This is a genomic window from Janthinobacterium sp. BJB301 (genome assembly GCF_002735685.1).
GTDB classification, from domain to species: Bacteria; Pseudomonadota; Gammaproteobacteria; order Burkholderiales; family Burkholderiaceae_D; genus Janthinobacterium; species Janthinobacterium lividum.
The window spans coordinates 2,555,183-2,579,013 of record NZ_PDZJ01000001.1 but is presented as its reverse complement, the minus strand read 5'-3'; the positions used below and the strand labels follow the sequence as shown (position 1 = coordinate 2,579,013).

The 23,831-nt window shown below is 64.3% G+C and carries 23 protein-coding genes and 1 tRNA gene; 7 read left to right on the top strand and 17 right to left on the bottom strand.

What is annotated here, in order from left to right:
• Window positions 1-4 precede the first annotated feature (4 nt).
• Together CSQ91_RS11355 and CSQ91_RS11350 are read left to right on the top strand one after the other, a co-directional pair.
• A tRNA-Sec gene (locus CSQ91_RS11355) sits at window positions 5-100 on the top strand.
• A 156-nt stretch (window positions 101-256) separates the two neighbouring features.
• Entirely contained in the window at window positions 257-970 is a 714-nt protein-coding gene (locus CSQ91_RS11350) for a substrate-binding periplasmic protein (protein ID WP_257217295.1), read from the top strand.
• An 8-nt stretch (window positions 971-978) separates the two neighbouring features.
• On the opposite strand, the gene CSQ91_RS11345 is transcribed toward CSQ91_RS11350, so the two are convergent.
• The 7 genes from CSQ91_RS11345 to fur all read right to left on the bottom strand — a co-directional run bounded on the left by CSQ91_RS11345 (window position 979) and on the right by fur (window position 5,701).
• Window positions 979-1,719, bottom strand: coding sequence for a GGDEF domain-containing protein (locus CSQ91_RS11345; RefSeq protein ID WP_099388295.1), 741 nt, complete (start codon window positions 1,717-1,719; stop codon window positions 979-981).
• A 3-nt stretch (window positions 1,720-1,722) separates the two neighbouring features.
• Complete coding sequence (locus CSQ91_RS11340) at window positions 1,723-2,121, bottom strand: DUF1987 domain-containing protein (RefSeq protein ID WP_034779193.1); 399 nt, start codon at window positions 2,119-2,121, stop codon at window positions 1,723-1,725.
• 22 nt (window positions 2,122-2,143) lie between these two features.
• Window positions 2,144-2,701, bottom strand: coding sequence for a SiaB family protein kinase (locus CSQ91_RS11335; protein WP_034756676.1), 558 nt, complete (start codon window positions 2,699-2,701; stop codon window positions 2,144-2,146).
• Window positions 2,702-2,766: 65 nt separating this feature from the next.
• Window positions 2,767-3,993: a SpoIIE family protein phosphatase gene (locus CSQ91_RS11330; RefSeq protein WP_180278402.1), complete on the bottom strand. Its 1,227-nt coding sequence runs from the start codon at window positions 3,991-3,993 to the stop codon at window positions 2,767-2,769.
• A gap of 172 nt (window positions 3,994-4,165) precedes the next feature.
• The gene (locus CSQ91_RS11325; protein ID WP_099388293.1) at window positions 4,166-4,756 is read right to left on the bottom strand and encodes an NAD(P)H-dependent oxidoreductase; all 591 of its coding nucleotides are present in this window, start codon (window positions 4,754-4,756) and stop codon (window positions 4,166-4,168) included.
• A 59-nt stretch (window positions 4,757-4,815) separates the two neighbouring features.
• Window positions 4,816-5,181: a MerR family transcriptional regulator gene (locus CSQ91_RS11320; protein ID WP_099388292.1), complete on the bottom strand. Its 366-nt coding sequence runs from the start codon at window positions 5,179-5,181 to the stop codon at window positions 4,816-4,818.
• A gap of 79 nt (window positions 5,182-5,260) precedes the next feature.
• Window positions 5,261-5,701, bottom strand: coding sequence for a ferric iron uptake transcriptional regulator (gene fur, locus CSQ91_RS11315; protein WP_034756687.1), 441 nt, complete (start codon window positions 5,699-5,701; stop codon window positions 5,261-5,263).
• Window positions 5,702-5,938: 237 nt separating this feature from the next.
• On the opposite strand from fur, the gene CSQ91_RS11310 reads away from it, so the two are divergent.
• Both CSQ91_RS11310 and CSQ91_RS11305 read left to right on the top strand, forming a co-directional pair.
• Complete coding sequence (locus CSQ91_RS11310) at window positions 5,939-6,835, top strand: LysR family transcriptional regulator (protein WP_099388291.1); 897 nt, start codon at window positions 5,939-5,941, stop codon at window positions 6,833-6,835.
• Window positions 6,836-7,001: 166 nt separating this feature from the next.
• Window positions 7,002-7,619: an OmpW/AlkL family protein gene (locus tag CSQ91_RS11305; protein WP_034779183.1), complete on the top strand. Its 618-nt coding sequence runs from the start codon at window positions 7,002-7,004 to the stop codon at window positions 7,617-7,619.
• An 88-nt stretch (window positions 7,620-7,707) separates the two neighbouring features.
• Here CSQ91_RS11305 and CSQ91_RS11300 read toward each other — a convergent pair whose 3' ends face one another.
• The 8 genes from CSQ91_RS11300 to CSQ91_RS11265 all read right to left on the bottom strand — a co-directional run bounded on the left by CSQ91_RS11300 (window position 7,708) and on the right by CSQ91_RS11265 (window position 16,594).
• Window positions 7,708-8,535 (bottom strand): MetQ/NlpA family ABC transporter substrate-binding protein, encoded by an 828-nt coding sequence (locus CSQ91_RS11300; protein ID WP_034779181.1) that lies wholly within the window; start codon window positions 8,533-8,535, stop codon window positions 7,708-7,710.
• 32 nt (window positions 8,536-8,567) lie between these two features.
• The gene (locus tag CSQ91_RS11295) at window positions 8,568-9,242 is read right to left on the bottom strand and encodes a methionine ABC transporter permease (protein WP_034779179.1); all 675 of its coding nucleotides are present in this window, start codon (window positions 9,240-9,242) and stop codon (window positions 8,568-8,570) included.
• The gene (locus tag CSQ91_RS11290) at window positions 9,235-10,044 is read right to left on the bottom strand and encodes a methionine ABC transporter ATP-binding protein (RefSeq protein ID WP_034779177.1); all 810 of its coding nucleotides are present in this window, start codon (window positions 10,042-10,044) and stop codon (window positions 9,235-9,237) included. The genes CSQ91_RS11295 and CSQ91_RS11290 overlap by 8 nt, the downstream gene beginning before the upstream one ends.
• 185 nt (window positions 10,045-10,229) lie before the next feature.
• Entirely contained in the window at window positions 10,230-11,381 is a 1,152-nt protein-coding gene (locus tag CSQ91_RS29400; protein ID WP_180278401.1) for a TonB family protein, read from the bottom strand.
• The gene (locus CSQ91_RS11280) at window positions 11,381-12,001 is read right to left on the bottom strand and encodes a biliverdin-producing heme oxygenase (RefSeq protein ID WP_218963729.1); all 621 of its coding nucleotides are present in this window, start codon (window positions 11,999-12,001) and stop codon (window positions 11,381-11,383) included. The genes CSQ91_RS29400 and CSQ91_RS11280 overlap by 1 nt, the downstream gene beginning before the upstream one ends.
• 35 nt (window positions 12,002-12,036) lie before the next feature.
• Complete coding sequence (locus CSQ91_RS11275) at window positions 12,037-14,958, bottom strand: TonB-dependent receptor (protein WP_099388290.1); 2,922 nt, start codon at window positions 14,956-14,958, stop codon at window positions 12,037-12,039.
• A 101-nt stretch (window positions 14,959-15,059) separates the two neighbouring features.
• Window positions 15,060-16,070 carry a FecR family protein gene (locus CSQ91_RS11270; protein ID WP_099388289.1) on the bottom strand — a complete coding sequence of 337 codons (1,011 nt, stop codon included), beginning with the start codon at window positions 16,068-16,070 and terminating at the stop codon, window positions 15,060-15,062.
• On the bottom strand, window positions 16,067-16,594 hold the full coding sequence (locus CSQ91_RS11265) for an RNA polymerase sigma factor (protein WP_099388288.1): 528 nt from the start codon (window positions 16,592-16,594) through the stop codon (window positions 16,067-16,069). Before CSQ91_RS11265 ends, CSQ91_RS11270 begins: the two co-directional genes overlap by 4 nt.
• A gap of 322 nt (window positions 16,595-16,916) precedes the next feature.
• On the opposite strand from CSQ91_RS11265, the gene CSQ91_RS11260 reads away from it, so the two are divergent.
• Window positions 16,917-17,483 carry a YceI family protein gene (locus CSQ91_RS11260; protein ID WP_034779171.1) on the top strand — a complete coding sequence of 189 codons (567 nt, stop codon included), beginning with the start codon at window positions 16,917-16,919 and terminating at the stop codon, window positions 17,481-17,483.
• A gap of 120 nt (window positions 17,484-17,603) precedes the next feature.
• Here CSQ91_RS11260 and CSQ91_RS11255 read toward each other — a convergent pair whose 3' ends face one another.
• Both CSQ91_RS11255 and CSQ91_RS11250 read right to left on the bottom strand, forming a co-directional pair.
• Entirely contained in the window at window positions 17,604-19,379 is a 1,776-nt protein-coding gene (locus CSQ91_RS11255; RefSeq protein WP_099388671.1) for an NAD(P)/FAD-dependent oxidoreductase, read from the bottom strand.
• 175 nt (window positions 19,380-19,554) lie between these two features.
• Window positions 19,555-20,697 carry a sigma-54-dependent Fis family transcriptional regulator gene (locus CSQ91_RS11250; RefSeq protein ID WP_099388287.1) on the bottom strand — a complete coding sequence of 381 codons (1,143 nt, stop codon included), beginning with the start codon at window positions 20,695-20,697 and terminating at the stop codon, window positions 19,555-19,557.
• Between the two features lie 209 nt (window positions 20,698-20,906).
• On the opposite strand from CSQ91_RS11250, the gene CSQ91_RS11245 reads away from it, so the two are divergent.
• Window positions 20,907-22,403 (top strand): alginate export family protein, encoded by a 1,497-nt coding sequence (locus tag CSQ91_RS11245; protein WP_099388286.1) that lies wholly within the window; start codon window positions 20,907-20,909, stop codon window positions 22,401-22,403.
• 28 nt (window positions 22,404-22,431) lie between these two features.
• A complete protein-coding gene (locus CSQ91_RS11240) occupies window positions 22,432-23,751 on the top strand; it encodes a serine hydrolase domain-containing protein (protein ID WP_099388285.1) in 1,320 nt (439 codons plus the stop codon).
• Window positions 23,752-23,831 lie beyond the last annotated feature (80 nt).

Sequence of the window (23,831 nt, the reverse complement as noted above, 5' to 3'; positions counted from 1 at the left end):
CCGCGGAAAGCACACTCATCCGGTGATGTGGCCGGGCTTCAAACCCGGTGGAGGGCGTCAGACGTTCTCCCGTAGGTTCGACTCCTACTGTTTTCCGCCAATCATTTCTCTCTCCTCCTCCCTTGCATCATCCTCCGCTGGCGTTGGCCTGTTGCCACGTTGTGGAAAGTATGTCCCGAAATTGACAATATCCGGCAATGCCAGGGTGAGCCGATGGTAACATCGGCTTGTATCCCTGTGGCAGATGAAAGCAAGCATGAAACAAGCAAGCATGGCACGGCTGCTGGCAGTGGCGCTGCTGATGCCGGCGCTGGCCGCGGCGGCGGACGTGCGCATCGTCGGCGAGCATTTGCCGCCGTCGAGCATGATGGAAGGCAATGTCGTCGTGGGACGTGAAACGCTCAAGGTGCGCGACATCATGGCGCGCGCCGGCCTTTCCTACAGCATCGAGCTGCTGCCGTGGAAGCGCGCGTATGCGCAGGCGCTGCGCGAGCGTGATACCTGCATCTTTTCCACCAGCCGCACGCAGGAGCGCGAAGCGCAATTTCGCTGGATCGGTCCCCTCAACGAAGCCGAATGGATACTCTACGGCCTGGCCGAACGGCACCTGGCGTTGCGCACGCTGGCCGATGCGCGCGGCCTGGTGATCGGCACGGTGCTGGGCGACGCGCGCGACGATTACCTGCGCCAGCGCGGCCTGAACGTGGCGCCCGTGACGCAGGAGTGGCTCAATCCGCAAAAGCTGCTGCTCGGACGCATCGACTTGTGGGCCGTCGGCATGGCGGTGGGCAGCAAGCCGTTTGCCGGCAAGGAGTGGGAGGGCAAGGTGGTGCCGCTGCTGACCTTCAACCGGGTGCAGACTTACCTCGCCTGCAACAGGCAATTGCCCGAGGCGCAGGCATTGGCCATGCAGCGGGCGGCGGCGGCCATGCGCCGCGACGGCAGCATGGCGCGCGAACATATCCGCTAAGGGCCGCTTCAGCTTTCCAGCCACTGGCGCACGCAATTGCGTCCTTCGCGCTTGGCCTGGTACAGGGCCTGGTCCGCGTGGCTGTAGGCCGTTTCAAATGCCGTGCCGGCGCGGTTCCAGCTCAGGCCCACGCTGACGGTGATGGCGCGCGTGATGGGCGCCGCATGGCGCTGGCGGCCGACAGTCTCGCAGATGCGCTGCGCCACTTGCGCCGCGTCGTCGCGCGAGGAGGTGGGCCAGACCACGGAAAACTCTTCGCCGCCGACCCGGCCGATGGCCGTCTCCTGTCCCAGCAATCCTTTCAGGCAGTCGACCACGGCCTGGATCACGCCGTCGCCGGCAGGGTGGCCGAAATCGTCGTTGACCTGCTTGAACAGGTCGATGTCGAGCACGATCAGCGCCATGTCGCCCTGCGCCAGGCAGCGCGAGGCGTGGTCGATCACGGCGCCGCGATTCAGGGCGCCCGTCAGCGGGTCGTGCGTGGCGCGGTATTCGAGCTGGCCGGCCAGGGTTTGCAATTGCCGGTTCAGCAGATGCATGTCGCGCTCGGCGCGGTCGCTGCGGCCGATCAGGCGCCGCGTCTCGCGCATCAGCCGCTCGTAGTGATTGATCAGTTCACCGAGCACGCGCCGCTGTTCCGCGCTCGACGCGCCGGCGTCGGCGTGCATGCGGCGCGCGGCAGCCAGCGCCGCCGCTTCCACGGTGAACAGGTCGGGCTCCAGTCCGGACTCGGAGATGGCGGCGCGCATGTCCTAGCTGCCCTGCACGGGATGGTCGCGGAAGTCCAGCGCAGTGAAGTCCTGCTGCAGCTCCTGGCCGAATTCCAGGATGGTGTCGTCGTCCTCGTCGTGATACCAGTTCAGGCGCACCTGATTGCCGTCCACGGCCGCCTGGTTCAGGGTGTCGAACAGGGTAAACAGCATCTTCGTGCTGGAGCTGTTGAAGTAGGCCAGCGAGACGTTGACGGTGATGGCCGCTTCGCGGCAGCCTTCCAGGTAGGCGCGCACGGCGGCGATCAGCGGGCCATAGAAGGCGGCCGCGTTTTCCGGGTACGACTCGCCCTTGATCGACAGGGTGTGCTGCTCGAAACGGAAGTCGATTTCGGGCGAACTCGGGGTCGCGGCGATGAACAGTGGTGACGGTAATTGCATATGCTTTCCTGAGTCGGCTCTTTCAAATGATGGCTTTGATGCAGAAGATGGTGTGGCCCGGTTCCTGGGGATCCTGGACGAATTCGAATTCCAGCGGCTCGCTGGCGTCGCGCGCCATGGTGAGGAAACCCAGACCCGCGCCCTTGCTGTCGGCGGGCGCTTCCTCGCGCAGGGCCTTTTTATACGCCAGGCGGATTTCCTCCATCGTCATCGTGTGCAGCGGCTCCAGTCGGGCGCGGATCTGCGCCACGTTGTCCGTCGAGACGGGGTTGGCGCACAGCAGGAAAAAGCTGTCGCCGCGCGTGCCGATGCAGAACGAGCCGCGCCGCATCTGTTGGTCCAGCTGCGCATCGGGCGTCAGGCTGTCGGCGGAATAATGCATGATGTTTTGCGACATCTCGATGAACGAGGAAAAGATGCGCCGCCGCGTGGGCCCGGCCGCGCCGGCCGTATCGAGGCGCGCCTTGATGGTTTCGGAAATGGCATTCACCACGTGCTGCGAGAAATAGCCCACGTAAAAAAAGATGATGTTGCGCTTGCGGGCCACATCCCAAAACTCGTTGAATTCTTCGTACAGCACGTCCGTGCTCCTGGCTAGCCGGTGACCCGGTTTCTTGTTGATAAGGTGGCTCGATGGCGCCAAAACTACAGGCGGAAACAGAAAAAGGTCAGGTCGTCGCGGCGCGGCTGCTTGCCTTGCCATGCGGCGCTGTCCTGCAGCAGCGCCGCCGCCACGTCGCCGGCGCAAGCGTCGCGCCGCGCCAGCAATTGCTCGCGCATGCGCCGCTTGCCGTAGGCGATGTCGCGCGCGCCGCCGATCTGGTCGAGCAAGCCGTCGGTGGTGAGGAACAGCAGGCTGCCGGCGGGAATGGCGAGCGTCTCGTTGTGCCAGCAGTAGCCGGCTGGCGTGTCGACATAGCCCACGCCCATGCGCGCGCCGTCGATGGCGCGCACGCTCTCCACGCTCTCTTCGCCCGGCGCGACCACATGCAGCGCCAGTTTCGCGCCCGCGAAACGCAGGCTGGCGCTGGCCGTGTCGTAGCACAGGAAGGCGCAATCCATGCCGTCGTTCGAGCCGGCGTGGCCGGTGGCTTCACCGCTGCCGGTGCCGTCCTGGCCCAGCAGGGTCTTGATGGCGCGGCTGACGGCGCCGATCAGGGCGGCCGGGTCGTGCGGCCCCAGCTCGCGCAAGGCCTGGCTCAGGGCCGACGAGGCGATCAGGGTCATGAAGGCGCCCGGCACGCCGTGGCCGGTGCAGTCGGCGATGGCGGCGAACCAGCCGCCCGCGTGGCGCTCGAAGAAGTAGAAATCGCCGCCGACGACGTCGCGCGGCTGCCATTCCAGGTGAGCGTCGGGCAGGGTGGCGCGCAATTCCGCATCGGAGGTGCGCAGCAGGGCGCGCTGGATCACGCTGGCGTAATCGATGCTGTGCATGATTTGCCGGTTCTTTTCCGCCTGCATGGTGGCCACGACGTTCATCAGCTGCAAGCCGAAGCCCACCCCGGCCAGCGCGCCATCGGCAGTGATGATGAAGCCGTCGGCCAGCGCCTTTTCGCCCGCTTCCACGGCGCGGAAGGTGAGGTCTTCGATGCTCATGGCGCCATCGACGATCAGCGGTTCCTTGTCCATGAAGGCGATGCAGCTCTTCTTGCCGTACACCTCGTGATAGAAGGGCTTGGACATCTGCGACATGAAGATGTTGCGGCTGATCAGGCCGATGGGCTTCTGCTGCTCGGTGACGGGCAGGCTCATCATGTCGCGCCGTTCCGTGAACAATTCCAGCACGGCGAAGTTGCTGGCGTCGGCCTGCACGGATTCCGTGGGGATGCACAGGTCGTACGCCACGGACGTGCGATAACGGGGAAGATGCAATCGAGAAGCGTTGAACTCCACAGCGGCTACCTTTACATGACGATCGGACCCTTGTTGTCGCGACGGCAAGGCGACTGACAAACAGGCAATATCATCATGGTAGCCGTTGAATATGACGGCTTGATTACCAGCTTGTCAAAACCGTATGCAAGATGGCTGCATGGCAAGCAACTTACAGGCGCCGGGCCAGCACCTGTGCCTGCGCCAGCCAGCGCGCGCGCTGCGGCTCGGTGGAGTGCAGGATGGGGCCGAAGCTGGCCACCCTGACGGGCTGGATGCCGCAAAATTCGAGCGTCGTCTTGCGCAGCTGGTGGATGCCGGGCATGCGGTAGACCCAGCGGAAATACCAGGGCGGAGTATCCATCGTCACCAGCAGCTGGGCCGTGCGGCCTTTCAGCAGTTGCGCCGGGAAAGCCTTGCCGGGCCGGTACTTGAAAGCGTAGCCGGGCAGGAAGACGCGGTCGACAAAGCCCTTCAGCAGGGCCGGTGCGCCGCCCCACCAGATCGGGTAGGCGAACACCAGGTGTTCGGCCCAGCTGATGGCTTCCTGCGCCGCCAGCAAGTCCGCTTCCAGCGGCTGCACCTGGCGGTAGCCTTCGTGCAGGATGGGATCGAAGTCCAGCTGGCCCAGGCGCAGTTCGCGCACGATGTGGCCTGCGCTGCGGGCCGTGGCGGCATAGGCCTCGGCCAGGGCGGCGCAAAAGCTGTCGCCCGACGGGTGGCCGAGGAGTATCAAAATGCGCTTGGGTGTCGTCTTGGTCATGATGCAGGCTGTCCGTTAAAGAAGAGCTTGCATGCTAAAGCCTGCCCCTGGGGGCAGAGTCAAGCGGCCTTTTGCAGACGCTGCTCCGCCAGGCAGTCGCGGATTTCCGTGTCGATGTCGGCCAGTTGCGCATCGAGCTGGCGCAGGCGGGCGATATCCTGCCGCACCTGTGCGCGCTTGGCGGCGATGTGCTGCGACAGGACGGCCCAGTCGGTATCGTCGCCGGCCAGGATGGGCAGCAGTTCGGCCAGGCGGAAGCCCAGGGCCTGCGCCTGGCGTATCAGCCTCACTTGCGCCAGGTCTTGCTGCGTGTAGACGCGGTAGGCGCCCGAGCGGCGCACGTCGCCAAGCAAGCCCAGCGCTTCATAGTGGCGCAAGGCCTTGGGCGAGGTGCCCGCCAGGCGGGCGATTTCTCCGATGTACATGCTGGTCCTTTGTTGAGCTGAGCTGCGGCGCACGCAGTGTAGCGCAGGTGGCTTGCCAGGCGCTACGCTGCGCGCTGCCTCAGGACGCTTTGCGCGGCGGGACTTTCTTCGCCGTGCACTCGGCGCAGGTGCCGTACAGCGACAGCGCGTGCTCGTGCAGTACGAAGCCCCGCTCGGCGGCGATCTCGTTCTGGCGCAGTTCAATGCCTTCGTCGACGAATTCATCGACCTTGCCGCAGCCCGTGCAGACCAGGTGGTCGTGGTGCTGGCCTTCGTTCAGTTCGAACACGGCGTGGCCCGATTCGAAGTGCCGGCGAAACAAAATACCCGCTTCGGCAAACTGCATCAGCACGCGGTAGATGGTGGCCAGGCCCACGTCGATTTTTTCGGCCAGCAAGAGTTTGTAGACATCGTCCGCACTCAGGTGCTTGATCGTGCCTTCTTGAAACAGCTGCAGAATCCGCAAGCGGGGGATGGTTACTTTCAAGCCCGATTCACGCAGTTCCCTCAATATATCCATGTCTCCCATTCCTTTTTGTAGTCGCTTGAGCGAGGTAGTGCATTATATCGCAAATGATAATCATTACTATTCTCATTTGTATTGTGCGGAGTGGAAATATTATGCTGGCTAGCCGGCCGGCAGACCAGTGACATCGGCGCAAGCGTCGATTGCGTTGCACGCATCTTGCGTTGGAATTGCAAAACCAACGGTGATATCGCTACACTGTGCAGCAAGGAATAACAATGGGGCAGGAAGATGGACCGATTTGATGCGATGCGCATTTTTACCCGCATCGTCGAACTGCGCAGTTTCACCCAGGCGGCGCATGACCTTGGCTACCCGAAGGCGACCGTCACGCATGCGATCAAGCAGCTTGAAGCGCGGCTGCGCGTGCGCCTGCTGCAGCGGACCACGCGGCAAGTGACGCCCACGCCCGATGGCGAGGCGTATTACCAGCGCTGCGTGCGCCTGCTGGCGGACCTGGAAGAAACGGAAGCCGTGTTCAGTTCGGCGGCCCAGCAGCCGGCCGGCAAGCTGCGCATCGACCTGCACGCGACCCTGGCCATGCATTTCGTCATGCCCGTGCTGGACCAGTTCTGCGCCCGCTATCCGCTGATCGAACTGGAAATCGGCATGGGTGACCGCCTCGTCGACCTGGTGCGCGAAGGCGTCGATTGCGTGCTGCGCGTGGGCGAGCTGGGCGATTCGTCCATGGTGGCGCGCCGCGTGGCGCTGCTGGAGCAGTTGACGTGCGCCAGCCCCGCCTACCTGGCCGCGCACGGCACGCCGGAGAGTCTGGCGCAACTGGATGGCCACCGCGCCGTCAATTTCTTTTCCGCCCAGACGGGCAAGGTCTGGCCCTTCGATTTCAAGGCGGACGGCCAGCGGCACAGTGTGGCCTTGCCGGGCACCGTGTCCGTCAACAGTGCGGACGCATACCACGCCTGTTGCCGCGCGGGCATGGGCCTGATCCAGGCGCCCCGCTACCATCTGGAGCGGGCGCTGGCGGCCGGCGACCTGGTGGAAGTGCTGCGGGACTTGCGGCCCGACCCGCTGCCCGTGTCCGTGCTGTATCCCCACCACCGGCAATTGTCGCCCCGTGTGCGCGTGTTTGCCGACTGGGTCGCCAGCCTGTTTGACGGCGTGCATTGATAGGTATGCGTGCGCTGCGCTGCCGCATTTTCTTGACCTGGGCAAAGGAAAAAATCCCTCTGATGATGCCATCTAGCACTATTTGATGTGGATCAAAGTTTTTGTTGCACTGCACTCTTAGACTTCGCAGCGTTACTTAACGACATTAACGACAGAGGGAAATAAAATGAAAAAGTCCGCAACTGCAGCAGCAATCGTCCTGGCCGCCATCGGCGCATTCGCCGGCAACGCAATGGCACAGGAAAGCCCATGGCTGGTCCGTGCGCGCGCCGTGCATATCGATCCGGCCAACAAATCTGCTCCCGTTGGTGGCGTCGGCGCATCCGACCTGATTCACGTCAGCAGCAAGACGATTCCTGAAATCGATATTTCCTACTTCTTCACGCCAAATATCGCTGCCGAGCTGATCCTGACGTATCCGCAAAAGCATGACGTCACCCTGTCCGGCACGAAGATCGGCAGTTTCAAGCATTTGCCGCCGACCCTGTCGCTGCAATACCACTTCATGCCTGAAAAACAGTTCAGCCCATACGTGGGTGCGGGCGTGAACTACACGAATATCTCGGACGTGAAATTGCTGAACGGCGCCGGCCGCCTGGAACATGACAGCTGGGGCTTCTCGCTGCAAGCCGGTGTCGATTACAAACTGGACAAAAACTGGTCCTTGAACTTCGACATCAAGAAAGTGCAGATCCGCAGCGACGTATTGGCCGGTGGCGCCAAGATCAGCGAAGTCAAGGTGGATCCACTCCTGATCGGCGTCGGTGTGGGTTACCGTTTCTAAGCATGGCATGACGGCGTCCACGCGGCGCGGGCAATAAAAAAACGGCCAGGTGTAAACCTGGCCGTTTTTTTGCGTGCAGCGCTTTGCTTTATTTTTTCAGCGTCTTTTCCAGCGCCAGCTGGTAGTCCGTCTTTTCGTAGCCGGCCAGGTATTTGTTGGTCGCGTCGAGGAAGGCGCGCGAGCGGTAGGCCGCTTCCAGGTCCTTGACCCATGGCTTGGCCTTGTCGGCCGTGCGGATGGCGACCAGGTTGATGTAGCTGTCCGAAATCTTTTCCACGGCGAGGGCCGACGTCAGCTTCATGCCGGCGGCCAGGGCGAAGTTACCGTTGACAAAAGCGTAGTCGGCATCGGCCAGCGAACGTGGCAGCTGCGCCGCTTCCAGCGGCACCAGTTTCAGCTTCTTCGGGTTTTCCAGCACGTCGCGCTCGGAAGCGCGCAGCGGATCGACGTTCGGTTTGAGCTTGATCCAGCCCATCTTGGCCAGCATCACCAGCGCGCGCGCCTGGTTGGTCGGATCGTTCGGCATGGTGATGGTGGCGCCGTTCTTCACGTCGGCCAAGGACTTTTGCTTGCCGCCGTACAGGCCGATCGGCATGGTCGGCACGGTGATCAATGAGCTCAGTGGCAGCTTGTTATCGGTGGCGAACTTGGTCAGATAGACGATGTGCTGGAACACGTTGGCGTCCAGCGAACCTTCGGCCAGCGCGTAGTTCGGCTGCACGTAGTCGTTGAATTCCACGATCTTGACCTTGTAGCCCTGTTTTTCCAGGATGGGCTTGATGCCCAGCTTCAGCTGGTCCGAATACGGGCCGGAGCTGGTGCCGATGACGAGTTCTTTCGGGTCCTTGGCGTGGGCGGCGGTGGCGAAGGCCAGGCTGGCGGCGGCCAGGAGCAGGTTGCGGCGAATGTGGTTCATGCTTTTCCTTGTACTGAAATACTGAATATGAATTAACGTTTGTCGAGGCGCTTGGCGATGCGCGTGCCGGCGAACTGGATGGTTTGCACCAGCACGATCAGGATGGCCACGGTGGCGATCATGATGTCCGTCTCGAAGCGGTAGTAGCCGTAGCGGATGGCCAGGTCGCCGATACCGCCGCCGCCCACCACGCCGGCCACGGCCGAATACGACAGGAAGCTGATCGACAGCACGGTCAGGGCCAGCACCAGGCCGGAGCGCGCCTCCACCAGCAGCACGCGGAAGATGATCTGCATTTCCGATGCGCCCATGGCATGCGCCGCCTCGATCACGCCGCGCGGTACTTCGCGCAGGTTCTGTTCCACCAGGCGCGCCAGGTAGGGAATGGCGGCAAACGACAGCGGCACGCTGGCCGCCAGCGGACCGATCGAGGTGCCGGCGATGACGCGTGTAAACGGCGTCAGGGCGACCAGCAGGATGATGAACGGGAAGCTGCGCACGGTATTCACCAGCCAGCCCAGGATCGTCGACAGCGGACGGTTTTCCAGCGACTGGCCTTCCGAGACGAGGAACAGCAGGATGCCCAGCGGGCCGCCGATCAGGATGGCGGCGGTCAGGCCGATGCCCAGCATGGTCATGGTCTGGCCCAGCGCCACCCAGATTTCCGGCAGCAGGTTGATGACGTTATTGATCGATTCTTCAAACATGTGTTGCATCCTTCCATGCGGTGGCTTCAAACGCCTCGGTGCCGTAATAAGCCAGCTCGCGTCCCAGCGCCGTCTTGCGCGGGGTGGCCGTGTCGCTCAAATCGAACTGTTCGGCGATGGCGCCGTTTTCCACGACAGCCACGCGGTTGCAGATGGCGCCCAGCACCGACAGCTCATGGCTGACGATGACGATCGTCACTCCCAGGCGCGCATTGATGTCGCGCAGGGTGTCGAGCAGGGCGCGCGTGGTTTCCGCGTCCAGCGCGGACGTCGGCTCGTCGCACAGCAGCACGTCGGGATGGCTGGCCAGGGCGCGGGCAATGGCCACGCGCTGTTTCTGCCCGCCGGACAATTGTGCCGGATAGCTGTGCAGCTTGTCGGACAGGCCCACCAGCGCCAGACATTCCTCGACGCGGGCGGCGATCTGCTCGCCCTTGGCCGTGCCATGGATTTTCAGCGGGAAGGCGACGTTGTCGAACACGCTGGCGTTTTGCAGCAGGTTGAATTGCTGGAAAATCATGCCGATGTTCTGGCGCGCGTCGCGCAATTCGCTCTTGCCCAGGCGTGTCAATTCGCGCCCGGCCACGGTAATGGTGCCGCTGTCGGGGCGCTCGAGCAGGTTAATCAGGCGCAGCAAGGTCGATTTGCCGGCGCCGCTCTTGCCGATCAGGCCGAAAATATCACCGGGATAGACTTCCAGCGTGACCGATTTGACCGCGTGGAATTGTTCGCCTTTGGGCAGCGCGAAGGTCTTGTTTGCGCCATCGATGCGAATCACCGGCGTACGGTGTGGTGTGGTCATGCAGTGTTTCCTTTTTTATTGGACCGTGACAGGCTTGCTTGCAGGGGCCAAATCGCCCAGCCTGCCACGTCGGTTGCGTAGTATACCTCCGATCGTGTTATTACTCCTACGACAGAATCTTGCTTTGAATATGCAAATAATGTCTATATGGGTGTTTGGCGAGAGTAAAAGCGGTTTTTGTGCGATCAGCCAATGGAAAATTCGACGGGAATCGATAATTCCAGCGGGTCCGGCCGTTCCTTGGGAATGCGCGGCAGTGGCGCGGCCCGTTGCAAAGTATCGAGCGCGGCCTGATCCAGCGCCGCGGAACCGGAACTGCGCTCGATGGCGGCGGCCAGCACCTGGCCATCGCGGTCGATGCGGCAGCGCAGGTACACCACGCCCTGTTCCTGCTTGGCGCGCGATGCCGTCGGGTAGCGGCGGAAGCGCTCCATGCGCGCCAAAACCTTGCCTTCCCAGCTCGATACGCCGCTGCGCAGCTCCTGCGGCGCGGGCGGCAGGGCGGGCGAAGGCGGCGCCGCCGCGATGGACGGCGCCGCCGCCGGTGCCGGTGTCACGGGGGCATGCCGCACCTCGGCGACGGCTGCGATGCTCTCGGCTTGCGGCGGCATGGGTGCGGCATCCGGCTGCGGTAGTACCAATTGTTGGATTGCCGGCGCTGCCTTTTTGGCAATGGCGGCGGATGGCGCGGCGGCGGCGCTGACCCGTTCAGCAAGATTCTGCTCCAAAGGGCGGGGCGGGGCGGCGGCCGGCAGGAACAGCAGCATGGCCGGTTGCGCGGCGTCGGGCACGATGGCCAGCACGGGCGGAGCCGGCGCGCGGTGGTACAGCGCCCATCCCAGCAGGGCGCCATGCATGGCGAAGACGGCGGCTATCGTCAGCGGACGGCGCCAGTCGGTCGGCGGCGTCTTGTCGGCGGCCGCCGTCGGCGCCGGCCCTTCCGGGCGGCGCAGCAGATAGATGAGGACGGCGATTTCCACCGCGCCCACCATGGCGATCACCCACCAGGGCGGATGGCCGAGGCACATGGCGACAAAGCCGATGGCCATGCCCAGGCAGGCCATGGCCTTGCCGCGCCGCGACACGGCGCGGTGTTCGCGCCACTGCCGCAGGGGCGCGCCGAAGCGGGGGTGATGCAGCAGCCAGTGCTCCAGGCGCGGCGAGGCGCGGCTGAAGCAGGCCAGCGCCAGGATCAGGAAGATCGTCGTCGGCATGACGGGCAGCATGGCGCCGATCACGCCCAGCGCCACCATCAGCATGCCGGCGGCCGTCCACGCCCAGCGGCGCAGGCGTGCCGTGTGCGCTTCCGCGCCGGCCTGGATGACTGGCTCTTCCATCAGGCGCAGGCCTCCACGTGGCCGTGCATGCGCAGGAAGGCGGCGCGCGCGCCGTCGATCATGCGCGCTTCACCCGCCTCATCGAGGATGGCCGTATCGAGCACGGAGGTAAATTCGCGCCAGTGCCGCGCGCGTCCGTCAGGATGGCCAGCCAGGTGGCGCGCGCCGTGATGCTCGTCAAGGCCGATCTTGCCGGCCAGTTTATACAGGATGGCCGCGCCCAGCTTCGAGCCTTCGCTCACATACAGCCAGCCCAGCGCCGTGGCCAGGTCCAGCTGCGCGTCGAACGGCGGCGTGGCCGCATCGGACGGCAGCGAGGTGTCCAGGTCGCGCAGGTCGGCGGCGATGCTGGCGTAGCGGCGGCGCTGTTCCAGGTCCGGCAGCAGGGCCGCCAGCTGCGCGTTGTCGTACAGCGCGTCGACGTCGCGCAGGAACGCGTATTGCGCCTGCAAAAAGCGCGCATAGTTCTCGCGGCTGGAAAACGGTGCGCTGGCCATGATGCGCTGGTCCAGCAATTCGTGGGTGGCCATGGTGTCGGCTTTCAGGCGCTGGCTGCGGGTTGGGGCCGCGTTAATCGGAACGGTGTTCAAGGTGCTGCTGGTGTCGCTTGCTGCATGCATGGAATATCTGCTCTCTATTATAAGGATGAATCAAATCAGAAACGAAGGCCAAGCGTGACGCGCGCCGTGCGGCCCGGTCCCGGCATCAGGCTCAGGGTCAGCGGATCGAGGTAGTAGCGGTCCGTCAGGTTGTCCACCGCCAAGTCCAGGGTGGCGTTGGGTGTGATCTTGTAGCTGGCGAACAGGTCGGCCAGGGTATAGGCCTGCGTCAGCACTTGCGGCGAGGTGCCTGTCCACGACTGCCAGACGGCCTTGTCGTCCTGGCGCGCGAGCGGATGGCCCACGTGCGTGAGGCGCGTACCCACGGTGAGTTTTTCCTGCAGCCAGCGCGTACCCAGGGTCAGGTTGGCGCTCAGCTTGGGCTGGATATGGTTGCTGACATACGAGCTGGAAAAACCGATGGGCGAGCAGTCTGGCGTGTTCCAGATATCCGATTGCCACTTGCTGGCCTTGCGCAGATACGCTGCGGTGGCCGCGTCGCAGATCAGGGTCTTGCGGTTCCAGGTGCCGGAAAAATCGGCGAACACCGTGCCGCGGTCATACGCCGATTGCAGCTCGACACCCGAGACGCTGTATTTGTCCGTGTTCGCCATCGAGAAGTTTTGCGCATAGGCCGGCAGGTCCGGGATCGGGCGGCGCGTGATGTAGCCATGCGTGACGTTGTCGAAGTAGGACACGCGCAGGCGCAGCTTGTCGCTGGCGCTCCATACGCCGTCCTTGACCAGGCTGACGCCAACTTCGCGGTTATGGCTGCGCTCCGGCTTGAGCGGCGACGAATATGTGGCGGAAAAGCCCATCGTCGATTCGTACAGGCTGGGCATGCGCAAGCCGCGCGCGTCGCGCAGGAACAGGCTGACGCTGTCGGACAGGCGCGCCGTCAGGGCGAAGGTGGGCGCGAAACCGTGGTCCTTGCGGCGGATCGGCGTGCTGTACTTGAACAGGCCGGGGATGGCGTCGCGGAAGACATAATCGTTGCCGCTCCACTGGTCCACCTGCGACAGGTCCAGCGGCGCCGGTTCCTCGCCATAGCGTTCCACCATGCCGCCCACCAGCGCGGGATTGGTGGCCGCCGTGAACTGGCCCTGCGCATCCTGGTACCATTTCGCGGCGCCGAGCTGGTCGCCGTCCTTGTCCCACATGGTGACCCATTGCCAGCCCTGCGGCTGGTACTGCTGTTCCGCGCGGCGGTTGCGGTCGCGGGAATCAAAGCGCTGGAAGCGTCCACCCGCGTCAACGGTCAGCCAGTCGCGCGCCTGCCACTGGAGCGAGGCGAATACGCTTTGCTCGTGGCGCTTGCCGTTGCGCAGGGTGTGATTGGCGTTCAAGTCTTCATCTAGGATGCGCACGCTGTCGGCCGGACCGATATCCTCGTTCTGCAGGGACAAGCCGTAATCGAGCTTGAGCGCGCCGATGCCGGTGGCGAAGCGCGAGGTGTTCGTCAGGTCGGCGCCAACGCGGCGCGCCTGGTTCTTCGCCAGGTACAGCACTTCCACGCACTCCTTGCATTCATGGTCGCCCGGATTGGGCTTGCCTTCCAGCGGATTGCTGAAGATGTCGCCGTTGCGCGACTTGCTCTGCATGTCCGTCAGCCACAGGTTGGCCTTCAGGTCGATGAGGTTCTGGCCTTCCGGCTTCCACTCGTAGCGCGCCGTCAGCGCGTTGGTGCGCACCTGGCTGGGGTCCCACTGCGGGATGCTGCCGGTGCTGTTGCGGTAGATTTGCGAGGGCATGATTTCGCCATAGCTGCTGTCGAAATAGCGGTAGCCCAGTTCCAGCTTCTGCTCGTGCGGCAGGCGCAGGATGGCCTTCAGCAGGGCCGAGGTGGTGCGGTTGGCCGTGTTCAGCACCTCATCGCCGCGCTTGAAGAACTGCGTCACGCCATTGTCGTCGCCCCATTCGTTGAGCAACTGATAGCGTTCGAAACCGCGCGTGCCGGAAAAATAATTGCCGATGCTGCGGTGGCTGATGGCCGCCACCAGGTCGTAGTCGTCCTGGCGCGTCGCCACGGCGATGCTGCCAAAGCCGCTGCGCGGGTCGCCCAGCTTGTTGCGGTGCGTGCGCGGCGCGCTGCCGAAATCGCCGGGTGCCGTGACGCTGTTGTCCTGGATGCCGCCGCGCAGGCGCACGCCCGTGCGCTGGCCTGGCAGCAGAATGTCTTCCGGGCGCAGGGTCTGCATGCTGACCATGCCGCCGATGGCGCCGGCGCCCTGCGCCGACAGGTTCGGGCCCTTGTCGATGCGGATGGCGCTGATCAGGTCCGGGTCGATGTAGCTGCGGTCGGCGATGCCCGCGTAGCCGCGGTAGACGGTCGACGATTGCAGGCTGCCGTCGATCAGCACGGGCACGCGGCCCTGGCCCTGCATGCCGCGCACGTTGACGTCGACGGCGCCGCTGTTGCGGCTGTCGCCCACCTGCACGCCGGCCACGCCCTTGAAGATATCGGCCGGCGAGGTGCCGCGGAAGCGCTCGATCTGTTCGCGCCCGATGTACACGGAGGCGGCCGGCGTCAGGTAGGGCAGGTCGGCCGGATCCGTGTCGTCCGCCTCGAACGTGCCGCTGCCGCCCTGGCCATTCACGCGCAGGGTGCCGATCTGCACCGCGCCGGCGGCGACAGGCGCGGGTGCGCTGATGATGATGGTCGTGCCGCCCTGCAGCTGTGCTTGCAGGCCGCTGCCGGCCAGCAGCTGGCGCAGCGCATCGGGCAGCGAATGCCGGCCTTGCAGCGGGGCGCTGTGCCGGCCTTCGGTCAGGCGCGCATCGGCCAGCAGCACCATGCCTGCCTGGCGCGCCAGTTCGTTCAGCGCGCGGTTCAACGGTTGCGCGGGGATCTGCCATTCCACCTGCGCCACCGGCGCGGTGGCGGCATGCGTGGCGGGTGTGGCGAAGGCCAGGCCGATGGCCAGGAACAGGGGAGACAGGCGGGCGTGCAAGGGATGGCGCGGTGGAGTCGTGTGCATGTTTTTCCTATGGTGATGTGGTGATCATTCATAGTTAAAACGAATGAGTATCATTTACCCTGACGTGCGGATTGATTTTATTTCGCTGCATGTTCCGGCAATCAGCGGGCGACGATATGCAGCTTGCCGTCCTGGCGCAGCAGGCGCACGGGCAAGGCCAGCGGCAGGGCGGCGGCAAATTGCGCCGGCAGCTTCGCGTCGAAGCTGCCGTTCAGGCGCAGGCCGGCCAGCGCCGGATCGCCGAGCACGAGGTTTGTGTCGCCATAGCGCTCGAATTCGGCCAGCGCTTCGGCCAGGGTGGCGTCCTCGAAATCGAGGCGCCCGGCACGCCAGTTGCCCACCGCTTGCGCGCTGACCCGGGCCAGCGTTTTCACGCCCTGCGGCGTGACGGTGACAGCGTCGCCCGCCTGCAGCACTTCAGCGCGCGCGTCGCCTTCCCCTTCCACGCGCACAGTGCCTTGCGCCACGCTGACTTGCGTGGCGGCTCCTACATGGCGCACGGAAAAATGCGTGCCCAGCACCGTGGCCGTGGCCGGCCCCGCCAGCACCTGGAATGGACGGGCCGGATCGGCCTGCACATGGAACATGGCCTGGCCGCGCAGCAGGCGCACGGTGCGCCTGTCGCGGTACAGGGCCACGTCGACGGCGCTGCCGCTATCGAGTTCGATGCGGCTGCCGTCGGGCAGGACTTGCGTGGCGAACTGGCCGCGCAGCGTGCTGTAATCGTGCTGGAAGCCGGGCTGCTGCAGATGGCTGGCCAGCGGCCAGGCCAGCAGGCCGCACAGCAGCAGGCAGCCGCCGGCCAGCGCGCCGCGCGGCAGCCGGCTCGCCGCCAGCGGTAAATGCGCCAATCGCCGTAGCAGCGAAACAGGGGCCGCGGCGGATGAGGGCAGGGCGGGCTGGCTGAAGGCGGCCACGCGCTGGGCGGGCAGGCTGGCCAGCAGCGCGTCGGTGCGCGCCAGCGCATCCCAGGCATGCTGGTGGCGCGCGTCCGCTTCCAGCCATTGCCGCAGCGCCGCCAGTTCAGGCGCGGCCAGGCCGGCGTCGTGGCGCAGCAGCCACTGCGCGGCCTGGAAATCGATGTCGTCTGCCGGAGTCGGGTTGGGTGTCATGCGCGGTCTTTTCCAGTATCGCGTTCGGGCATGCCTTTTTTACAGGCGAGCATGCCATTAATGATATGTTTTTCCACCATGTTGACGGAGATGTCCATCTGGGCGGCGATCTCGATCTGGCTCATACCTTCGAATTTGTACAGCGCGAAAGCCTGTCGGCAGCGCGGCGGCAAGGCTTCGATGATGGCCAGCAGGCGTTCCATGGTTTGCCGGTCGTGCAGCCGTTGTTCGGGTTCGTCGGCGCGTGGCGCGCGCAGCTGGAAATGCGGTGTGTCGATGTCGTCGTGGGGGCGGCGCTGGCGCAAGCGCTGTTCGTCGATGGCGATGTTCTTTGCCGTCACGTAGAGCAGTGCGCGCTGGCCGCTATCGGGCGCCATGTTCCCTTGCAGGGGAGCTGCGCCGCCGAGCGGCTTGCGCGCCAGGATGCGGGCGTAGGCTTCCTGCACCACGTCCTGCGCCTTGTCGCGGCAGCCGGTGGAGCGCGAAATCAAGCGCAGCAATTCCTGGTAATAGCGTTCAAGCACCGCGCGTTTCCTCGTTATCAAAGCCGGCAATGATAGCAAGCCCATCAAATAATAACAAGAATCATTCTCATCTGCATTACTGGATAACGCTGGATATTTTTGGCATTACAGACAATAATCGGCAACAGAAGGCGCTGTGGCGGACCTTATTGGCGGGTATTATCGATTTTATCGATGCTAACTAGGTATATTTTCCGTTTTACATCGATCTTCATGCCATGCATAATCTGTTGCAACTGAAGCCAGACAATCAGCCGCATGCGCCATTCGCCTGCAGCTGCTTGCGGTTTTGACATCCTCTACTTTCTATCAGGAACCTACAATGAAAAAACTGCTCGCTTTTATCGCCGCCGCCGGCTTCTCGCTGTCCGCGTTTGCCGCTCCTGAAGTCTATGTCATCGATGGCAGCCACACCTTCCCCCGTTTCGAGTACACCCACATGGGCTTCTCGACGCAGCAAAGCCGTTTCAATAACACCACCGGCAAGGTCACCCTGGACCGCGCCGCCAAGACGGGCGCCGTCGAAGTGCTGATCGACACCAAGTCCGTCGATACGGGTTCGACCCTGTTCAACTCGCACATCCAGGGCGAAGATTTCCTCGACACGGCCAAGTTCCCGGTCGCCACCTACAAATCGACCAAGTTCAATTTTGACGGCGACAAGCTGGCGTCCGTCGACGGCAACCTGACCCTGAAAGGCGTGACCAAGCCAGTTACCCTGACCGTCACCTCGTTCACCTGCGCACCGCACCCGATGCTGAAAAAAGACGCTTGCGGCGCCAACGCCACGGCCAAGATCAAGCGCTCGGAATTCAACGCCGGCAAATATGCGCCAGCCGTCAGCGATGATGTCACCCTGACGTTTGCCATCGAAGCGATCAAACAGTAATTGTTGGCTGCATGATGCAAAATGGCGGCGGACTTCGGTCCGTCGCCATTTTTTTGTCATTGGTGGGTCGGATTACGCGCTTCCCGCGCTAATCCGACCTACACGGGTTGCTGGTTACGATCACGCCAGGTGATGCACCTCCTGCTGCCCATACACGGGGGTAGTTAATCCCTCCATGCGCGCCTTCAGCTGCAGCGACAGGTATTGCGAATAGTGGCGCGACTGGTGCAGGTTACCGCCGTGGAACCACAGCGCCTGTTGTTGCGTGGGCTTCCACATATTGCGCTGTTCGCCCTCCCACGGGCCCGGGTCCTTCGTCGTGGCGGAACCGAGTCCCCAGACCTTGCCCACCTTGTTGGCCACCTCGGGCGAGATCAGGTCGGCCGCCCAGCCATTCATGGAGCCGTAGCCGGTGGCGTACACCACCAGGTCGGCCGGCAGTTCCGTGCCGTCGGACAGCACGATGGAACGGGCTTTCAATTCCTGCACGCCGACGCCGCTTTTCAGCTTGATCTTGCCCTCGGCGACCAGCTCGGAGGCGCCCACGTCGATGTAGTAGCCGGAGCCGCGGCGCAGGTATTTCATGAACAGGCCGGAATCGTCGTCGCCGAAATCGAGCATGAAGCCCCGTTCTTCCAGGCGCGCATAAAAGTCCGCGTCGCGTTCGCGAATGGCCTTGAAGACGGGTTTCTGGAAGTCGGCCAGGATTTTATAGGGAATCGAGGCGAACGTCAGGTCGGCCTTGGCCGTCGTCATGCCGGCGGCCAGCGCCCGTTCCGAGTACAGGTCGCCCAGCGCCAGGTCCATCAAGGAATCGGACTTGACGATGTGCGTCGACGAGCGCTGCACCATGGTCACGTCCACGCCCGCCTCCCACAGGGCGGCGCAGATATCGTGCGCGGAATTGTTCGCGCCGATGACCACCACCTTCTTGCCGGCATACGCATCCGGCCCCGGATGCTGCGACGAGTGCTGCTGCTCGCCCTGGAATATGTCCATGCCCTTGAACTTCGGCATGTTCGCCTTGCCCGACATGCCCGTGGCCAGCACCAGCTGTTTTGGCTTGAGGGTGACGGGCTGGCCGTCGCGCAGCACCTGCACCGTCCACTCGCCGCTGGCCTCGTCGAAGCTGGCCGATTCGCATGAAGTCGAACCCCAGTAATTGAGCTCCATTACCTTGGTGTACATCTCGAGCCAGTCACCCACCTTGTCCTTGGGCGTGAAGACGGGCCAGTTGTCGGGGAAGGGGATGTACGGCATGTGGTCGTACCAGACGGGGTCGTGCAGGCACAAGGATTTGTAGCGCTTGCGCCAGCTGTCGCCGGGGCGCGCGTTTTTCTCGATGATGATGGTGGGGACGTTCAGCTGGCGCAGCCGCGCACCGAGCGCGATGCCCCCCTGGCCGCCGCCGATGATGACGCAGTAGGGCTGGCGCGCGTAGCCCAGTTCCGCCGCTTCCTGCTCGCGGTGCTCCAGCCAGCTGCTGCGGTTCGTGCGCGCGCCGTGTTCCGCGCCCATGGGCCGCCGGCCGCCCTTGGCTTCCTCAAAACCCTTCAATTCGCTCATGGTGGTAAGCAGGGTCCAGATCTTGCCGTCGCGGATGCGGATGAAGCCCACGCCGCGCGCCACGTTCGTTTCCACCGTGATCCAGCTTTGCAGCACGCCACCGGCTTCCACCGCATGTTCACCATCGGCGATGCGGATGGAAACGGGCTGCACGGCGCCCAGCTGGGCGGCCAGCATGGCGGCGATCTGCTCGCGGCCCTCCAGGGTTTTCAGGTTCCAGGTAAACAGCACCAGGTCGCGCCAGTAGCCGTCCTGTTCGAACAATTGCGCGGCGCCCGTGCCGTCGCTGGCGCGAAGAAAGCCTTCGAGCTGCTCCAGGATGCCGGCCATGGCCAGGTCGTGCGGGTTGATTTCGGTTTGCATCGTGTCTCCTCCAAGTCTGCTGACTTTATGATGGGATGCGGCTGTCTTGCCGCTGACGATGTTGTAACACTGGCGTTCTGGCACCGCATCCCGCAGCGCAGCATGGCGGCGATTGAGACGGAAATCTCAGCTTTTCGATCGGTTACTGGCGGTGCGGCGGCACGATGTGCAGCTGCTTGAGGCGCCGGTACAGGGTGGCGCGCGAGATGCCCAGCATGGCGGCAGCCTGCAGCGGACGCCATTTGGCGGCGTTCATGGCGTGGACGATGCGCGTGCGCTCGGCCAGCTCCGGCGGCGTGCAGGCCAGCACGCCCTCCGTCACAGGGGCCGTGTTCTTGACGCGTGTTCGCGCGCTGGCCTGGCGCAGCGGCGCGCGCACGCGGGCGTGCAGCCAGGTGCTGCCGCCGGCCAGGCGCAGGGACAGCAGATTGTGTCCCGCGCGCGCATCGAACAGCCGCTCGGCGCGCACTTCGAGCACCTCGCCGACGGGACGCGGCAGGACGTCCAGACCCCCGATGACATCGCGCGCGCAGCGGTTGGCGGCGACGATGTCGCCATGCTCGTCGATGGCGAGCAGCATCTCCGGTTGCACTTCCACGAAGTGGCGGTTGCGGTGCGCCAGCAGGATGCAGCAATGGCCGTAGGACTTGAGAAAAAATCCGTCCTCGATCAGCGTCGCGCCTTGCCGCACCAGTTGTTTCACTAGGCGCTGGCTGTCGCGCGCGTCGGGCGAACTCAGGGCCGACGCATCGAGCACGCCGATCAAGTCGCCGTGCGGCGAAAAAATCGGCGCGGCGCTGCAGGTCAGGCCCGTGAACGCGGCGCGGAAATGGTCGGTCTTGTGCACGGTGATGGCTTCATGGTCGAGCAGCACGGAGGCGATGCCGCACGTGCCTTCCTCTTCTTCCGACCAGCACGAACCGGGATACAGGCCCGCCTTCTTGAAATCCTTGCGCTGGTCCGCGTCGACCGCGTAGTCGATGGTCACGCCGCGCGCATTGGCGAGGATGACGCAGTAGCCCGCTTCGCGCACCATGGCGTGCAGGCGCGGCAGGCACTGGCCCGTGGAGCGCAGAAAATTTTCCTCGGACTGCTGGATGGCGCGCAGTTCGGCGCTTGTCAGGATGCGCGGCCCTGTCGTCGAGGCGGGGTCGAGCCGGTAGTCGTCCAGCGAGCGCCGGTACGACGACGCCAGCCTGGCCGTATCGGCTCCCGGATTGACGATACGGCCGGCGATCAGGTCGCGCACGCGGTCGATATGGCTGGTCTGGCGGACGTAGGGCATGGCGCTCTCCAGTGTCTCGGTATCTGGTGTTTTGATGGTCTTTCCGTTTGTAGCACGAAGCGCCGGCACATGCATGCCGCATTGCAGCATGGGACTGCCGTGAGACGTTTGTCTCACCTCGGCCGCACCGCACGATAGGATGCCTTACAACAAGAGCATCTCTGATAACATTCGCTCAAATATACAGTCAGCCAGCGCAAGGGATATCTATGGCAATGCAAGCGATGTTCCTGGTACGCAGAACGATGGTGCTGGCGATGCTGGGCTGGAGCGCCGCCTGCGGCGCCGCCGGCCAGCTCGATCCCGATGGCCAGAGCAGCATGGAAAAGGAAGTGGCCCGGCGCGCCGCCGTCGAGCCGGCCATCGGCGCCGACTGGCAGGTGACGCGTTCCGTCGAAGCGGGCGTGCAGGTGGCAGGCGAGAGCAATCTGTTCTGGAAGCTGTCGAATACGCCGGCGCGCAATCCCGGCTTCGATTTTCATCCCTACTGGTACGAGTTCTATGTCAAGCCGGCGCTCGGCTTCAAGCGCAATCTGGGCGACGGCAAGCAGCTGTATGCGCGCGTTTCCGCCGTCGGCTCAGGCACCTTGCGCCATGACCCTTTTGGCGCGGGCGATACGGGCCGCATCTCGATCGAGGAATTCGTCGCCGGCATCCGCATGCCGCTCGGCGGCACGCGCGCCACCCTCGACCTGTCGGCCGGCGCGCAGAGTTTCACGCTGGGCACGGGCATGCTGGTCGCCAATGGCGGCTCGAACGGCTTTGACCGTGGCGCGCTGAAACTGGGACCGCGCAAGGCCTTCCAGAATTCCGTGGTGGCCAAAATAAGCCAGGATGCGCTCAGCGCCCAGGCGTTCTATCTCGACCCGAATGAAAACCCCGACAACGATTCGGGCACGCGCGTCGTCGGCGTTGACGTCAGCTACGCGCCCGCGAACGACCGCAAGGCGGGCATCGCGTATGGCAAGGCGCCCCGTTCGCATGCCGCGTATCCGCAGGCGGCGCCGGGCGGCATCGGCGCGCCGCTGGCGGTGCCTGACGGCCGCAAGGACCTGCAGTTCGTGTATGGCTATGCGCGCGTTCCCGTATTGCCCTCCGTGCTGCCGAAAGGCTGGTTCGGTGTCGACGCGGCGCGTGAATGGAATACGCGCGAGCCGATGCGGGCCTGGGGCTGGCGCACGGAAGGGGGCTTTTCCCTGCCCGACGTGGCGTGGACGCCGAAGTTCACCCTCGGCTACCAGAGCTTTTCCGGCGACGATCCGCGCACGGCGCGCAACGAGCGCTTCGATCCGCTGTTTTTCGAAGGCACGCCGGGCGCCTGGGCTTCTGGCAGCAAGGCGACCTGGGTCTTTGTCAATGCCAACGTGAATGCGCTGCAGGCCACCATCGAGCTTCACCCGACGCCGAAAGACACCGTGACCGCTTACCTGGCCCAGGTACGCGCCAACCGGATGGGCAGCCCGCTGCAGTTCGGCCAGGCGACGCGCCTCGACGTGCCGGGGGACGCGCCCGTGGTGATCTCCGGCGTGCTGCGCCCGATGCTGGCGAACGATGTCTTCGTCAAGTATGTGCGCGTCGTCAACCCGAATACCTACCTGACCCTGGGCTTCAGCGCCTCGTTCGCTCAGTCCGGCGTAAACCAGCTGGTGAACGGGCAGGCCCGGACCTGGACGGGCTGGCTGGCCAACGTCGTATGGGTATATTAAGTATTCCGTTTATCAAGGAGAGCATCACATGAACGATTTTCCCAGCATGAAACGTATGGCCCTGGCCGCAGCCTGCCTTACGCTGGCTGCCAGCGCCCATGCGGCAGCGCCGCTGTCTGCGGCCGCCAGCGACCCGGCTACACTGCAATGGATGGTGGGCGCGCCGCCGCCGGCCGATAAGATCATCCGCTTCGACGATGGCAGCTATTTCAATTTCCCCCAGCTGCGCTGGAGCGTGTCGCACTTCCGCCAGCTGATGCCGACGGTGGAAGTGGCGCGCGGCCTGAAAGCGCCCGTGCCTTTGCCGCGCGCGCTGCGCAGTGATATCGACAGCCTGCGCTTCACGCCCCTGGGCGCGCAGGACGCGATGACCTGGGAGCAGTCGCTGGCTGCCAACTACACGGATGGCATCGTCGTGCTGCACCGGGGCCGCATCGTGTATGAACGCTATTTCGGCGTATTGAAGGAAAGCGGCCAGCACGGCGCCATGTCCGTGACGAAGTCCGTCATGGGCACCATCGGCGCGGCCCTGGTGGCCGAAGGCAAGCTCGATCCAGGCAAGAAAGTGGCCGAGTATGTGCCGGAACTGGCGAAGTCCGCGTTTGGCGACGCCACCGTGCGCCAGGTGCTCGACATGACCACGGGCCTGAAATTCAGCGAAGATTACGCGGACCCGAAAGCGGAAGTATGGCAGCACGCGGCGGCCGGCAGCCCGCTGCCCAAACCGAAGGATTACACGGGGCCGCGCAGTTATTTCGAGTATCTGCAGACGGTGCGGCACGAGGGCCGGCATGGCGAGGGCTTCGGCTACCGCACGGTCAACTCCGACGTGCTGGGCTGGATCATCGCCCGCGTCACGGGGCAGAACGTCAACGAATACCTGTCCGAGCATATCTGGCAAAAGCTGGGGGCCGAGCAGGATGCCTACATGACGGTCGATTCGACCGGCACGCCGTTTGCCGGCGGCGGCTTGAATGCGGGCTTGCGCGACCTGGCCCGCTTCGGCGAGATGCTGCGCAACGATGGCCGCTACAACGGCCAGCAGATTTTGCCCAAGGCGGCCGTCGACGATATCCGCCGCGGTGGCGACAAACAGCTGTTCGCCAAGGGCGGCTATGATTTGCTCAAGGGCTGGAGCTACCGCGACATGTGGTGGGTCACGCATAACGACCATGGCGCCTACATGGCGCGCGGCGTGTACGGCCAGCGTATCTACATCGACCCGAAGGCGGAAATGGTGATCGTGCGTTTCGCTTCCACGCCGACGGCGGCCAATGCGGCCAACGACCCGACCACCACGCCGGCCTTCGAGGCGCTGGGCAAGTTGTTGCTGGCCAAGCCGAAGTAATCTGCGGGCGGGCCCGTGCCAGCCGTGCGGCGGCACGGGCGCAACTGCAATACACTATCCTTTCGTCATCATTCGTTGCT

What these genes read in the sequence shown, in the direction of transcription:
- CSQ91_RS11350 (WP_257217295.1), top strand. Translation starts at nt 257, where the DNA reads ATGAAACAAGCAAGCATGGCACGGCTGCTGGCAGTGGCGCTGCTGATG.
- CSQ91_RS11345 (WP_099388295.1), bottom strand. Translation starts at nt 1,719, where the DNA reads ATGCGCGCCGCCATCTCCGAGTCCGGACTGGAGCCCGACCTGTTCACC.
- CSQ91_RS11340 (WP_034779193.1), bottom strand. Translation starts at nt 2,121, where the DNA reads ATGCAATTACCGTCACCACTGTTCATCGCCGCGACCCCGAGTTCGCCC.
- CSQ91_RS11325 (WP_099388293.1), bottom strand. Translation starts at nt 4,756, where the DNA reads ATGACCAAGACGACACCCAAGCGCATTTTGATACTCCTCGGCCACCCG.
- CSQ91_RS11320 (WP_099388292.1), bottom strand. Translation starts at nt 5,181, where the DNA reads ATGTACATCGGAGAAATCGCCCGCCTGGCGGGCACCTCGCCCAAGGCC.
- fur (WP_034756687.1), bottom strand. Translation starts at nt 5,701, where the DNA reads ATGGATATATTGAGGGAACTGCGTGAATCGGGCTTGAAAGTAACCATC.
- CSQ91_RS11310 (WP_099388291.1), top strand. Translation starts at nt 5,939, where the DNA reads ATGGACCGATTTGATGCGATGCGCATTTTTACCCGCATCGTCGAACTG.
- CSQ91_RS11305 (WP_034779183.1), top strand. Translation starts at nt 7,002, where the DNA reads ATGAAAAAGTCCGCAACTGCAGCAGCAATCGTCCTGGCCGCCATCGGC.
- CSQ91_RS11300 (WP_034779181.1), bottom strand. Translation starts at nt 8,535, where the DNA reads ATGAACCACATTCGCCGCAACCTGCTCCTGGCCGCCGCCAGCCTGGCC.
- CSQ91_RS11295 (WP_034779179.1), bottom strand. Translation starts at nt 9,242, where the DNA reads ATGTTTGAAGAATCGATCAATAACGTCATCAACCTGCTGCCGGAAATC.
- CSQ91_RS11290 (WP_034779177.1), bottom strand. Translation starts at nt 10,044, where the DNA reads ATGACCACACCACACCGTACGCCGGTGATTCGCATCGATGGCGCAAAC.
- CSQ91_RS29400 (WP_180278401.1), bottom strand. Translation starts at nt 11,381, where the DNA reads ATGGAAGAGCCAGTCATCCAGGCCGGCGCGGAAGCGCACACGGCACGC.
- CSQ91_RS11280 (WP_218963729.1), bottom strand. Translation starts at nt 12,001, where the DNA reads ATGCATGCAGCAAGCGACACCAGCAGCACCTTGAACACCGTTCCGATT.
- CSQ91_RS11275 (WP_099388290.1), bottom strand. Translation starts at nt 14,958, where the DNA reads ATGCACACGACTCCACCGCGCCATCCCTTGCACGCCCGCCTGTCTCCC.
- CSQ91_RS11270 (WP_099388289.1), bottom strand. Translation starts at nt 16,070, where the DNA reads ATGACACCCAACCCGACTCCGGCAGACGACATCGATTTCCAGGCCGCG.
- CSQ91_RS11260 (WP_034779171.1), top strand. Translation starts at nt 16,917, where the DNA reads ATGAAAAAACTGCTCGCTTTTATCGCCGCCGCCGGCTTCTCGCTGTCC.
- CSQ91_RS11255 (WP_099388671.1), bottom strand. Translation starts at nt 19,379, where the DNA reads ATGGCCGGCATCCTGGAGCAGCTCGAAGGCTTTCTTCGCGCCAGCGAC.
- CSQ91_RS11250 (WP_099388287.1), bottom strand. Translation starts at nt 20,697, where the DNA reads ATGCCCTACGTCCGCCAGACCAGCCATATCGACCGCGTGCGCGACCTG.
- CSQ91_RS11245 (WP_099388286.1), top strand. Translation starts at nt 20,907, where the DNA reads ATGGCAATGCAAGCGATGTTCCTGGTACGCAGAACGATGGTGCTGGCG.
- CSQ91_RS11240 (WP_099388285.1), top strand. Translation starts at nt 22,432, where the DNA reads ATGAACGATTTTCCCAGCATGAAACGTATGGCCCTGGCCGCAGCCTGC.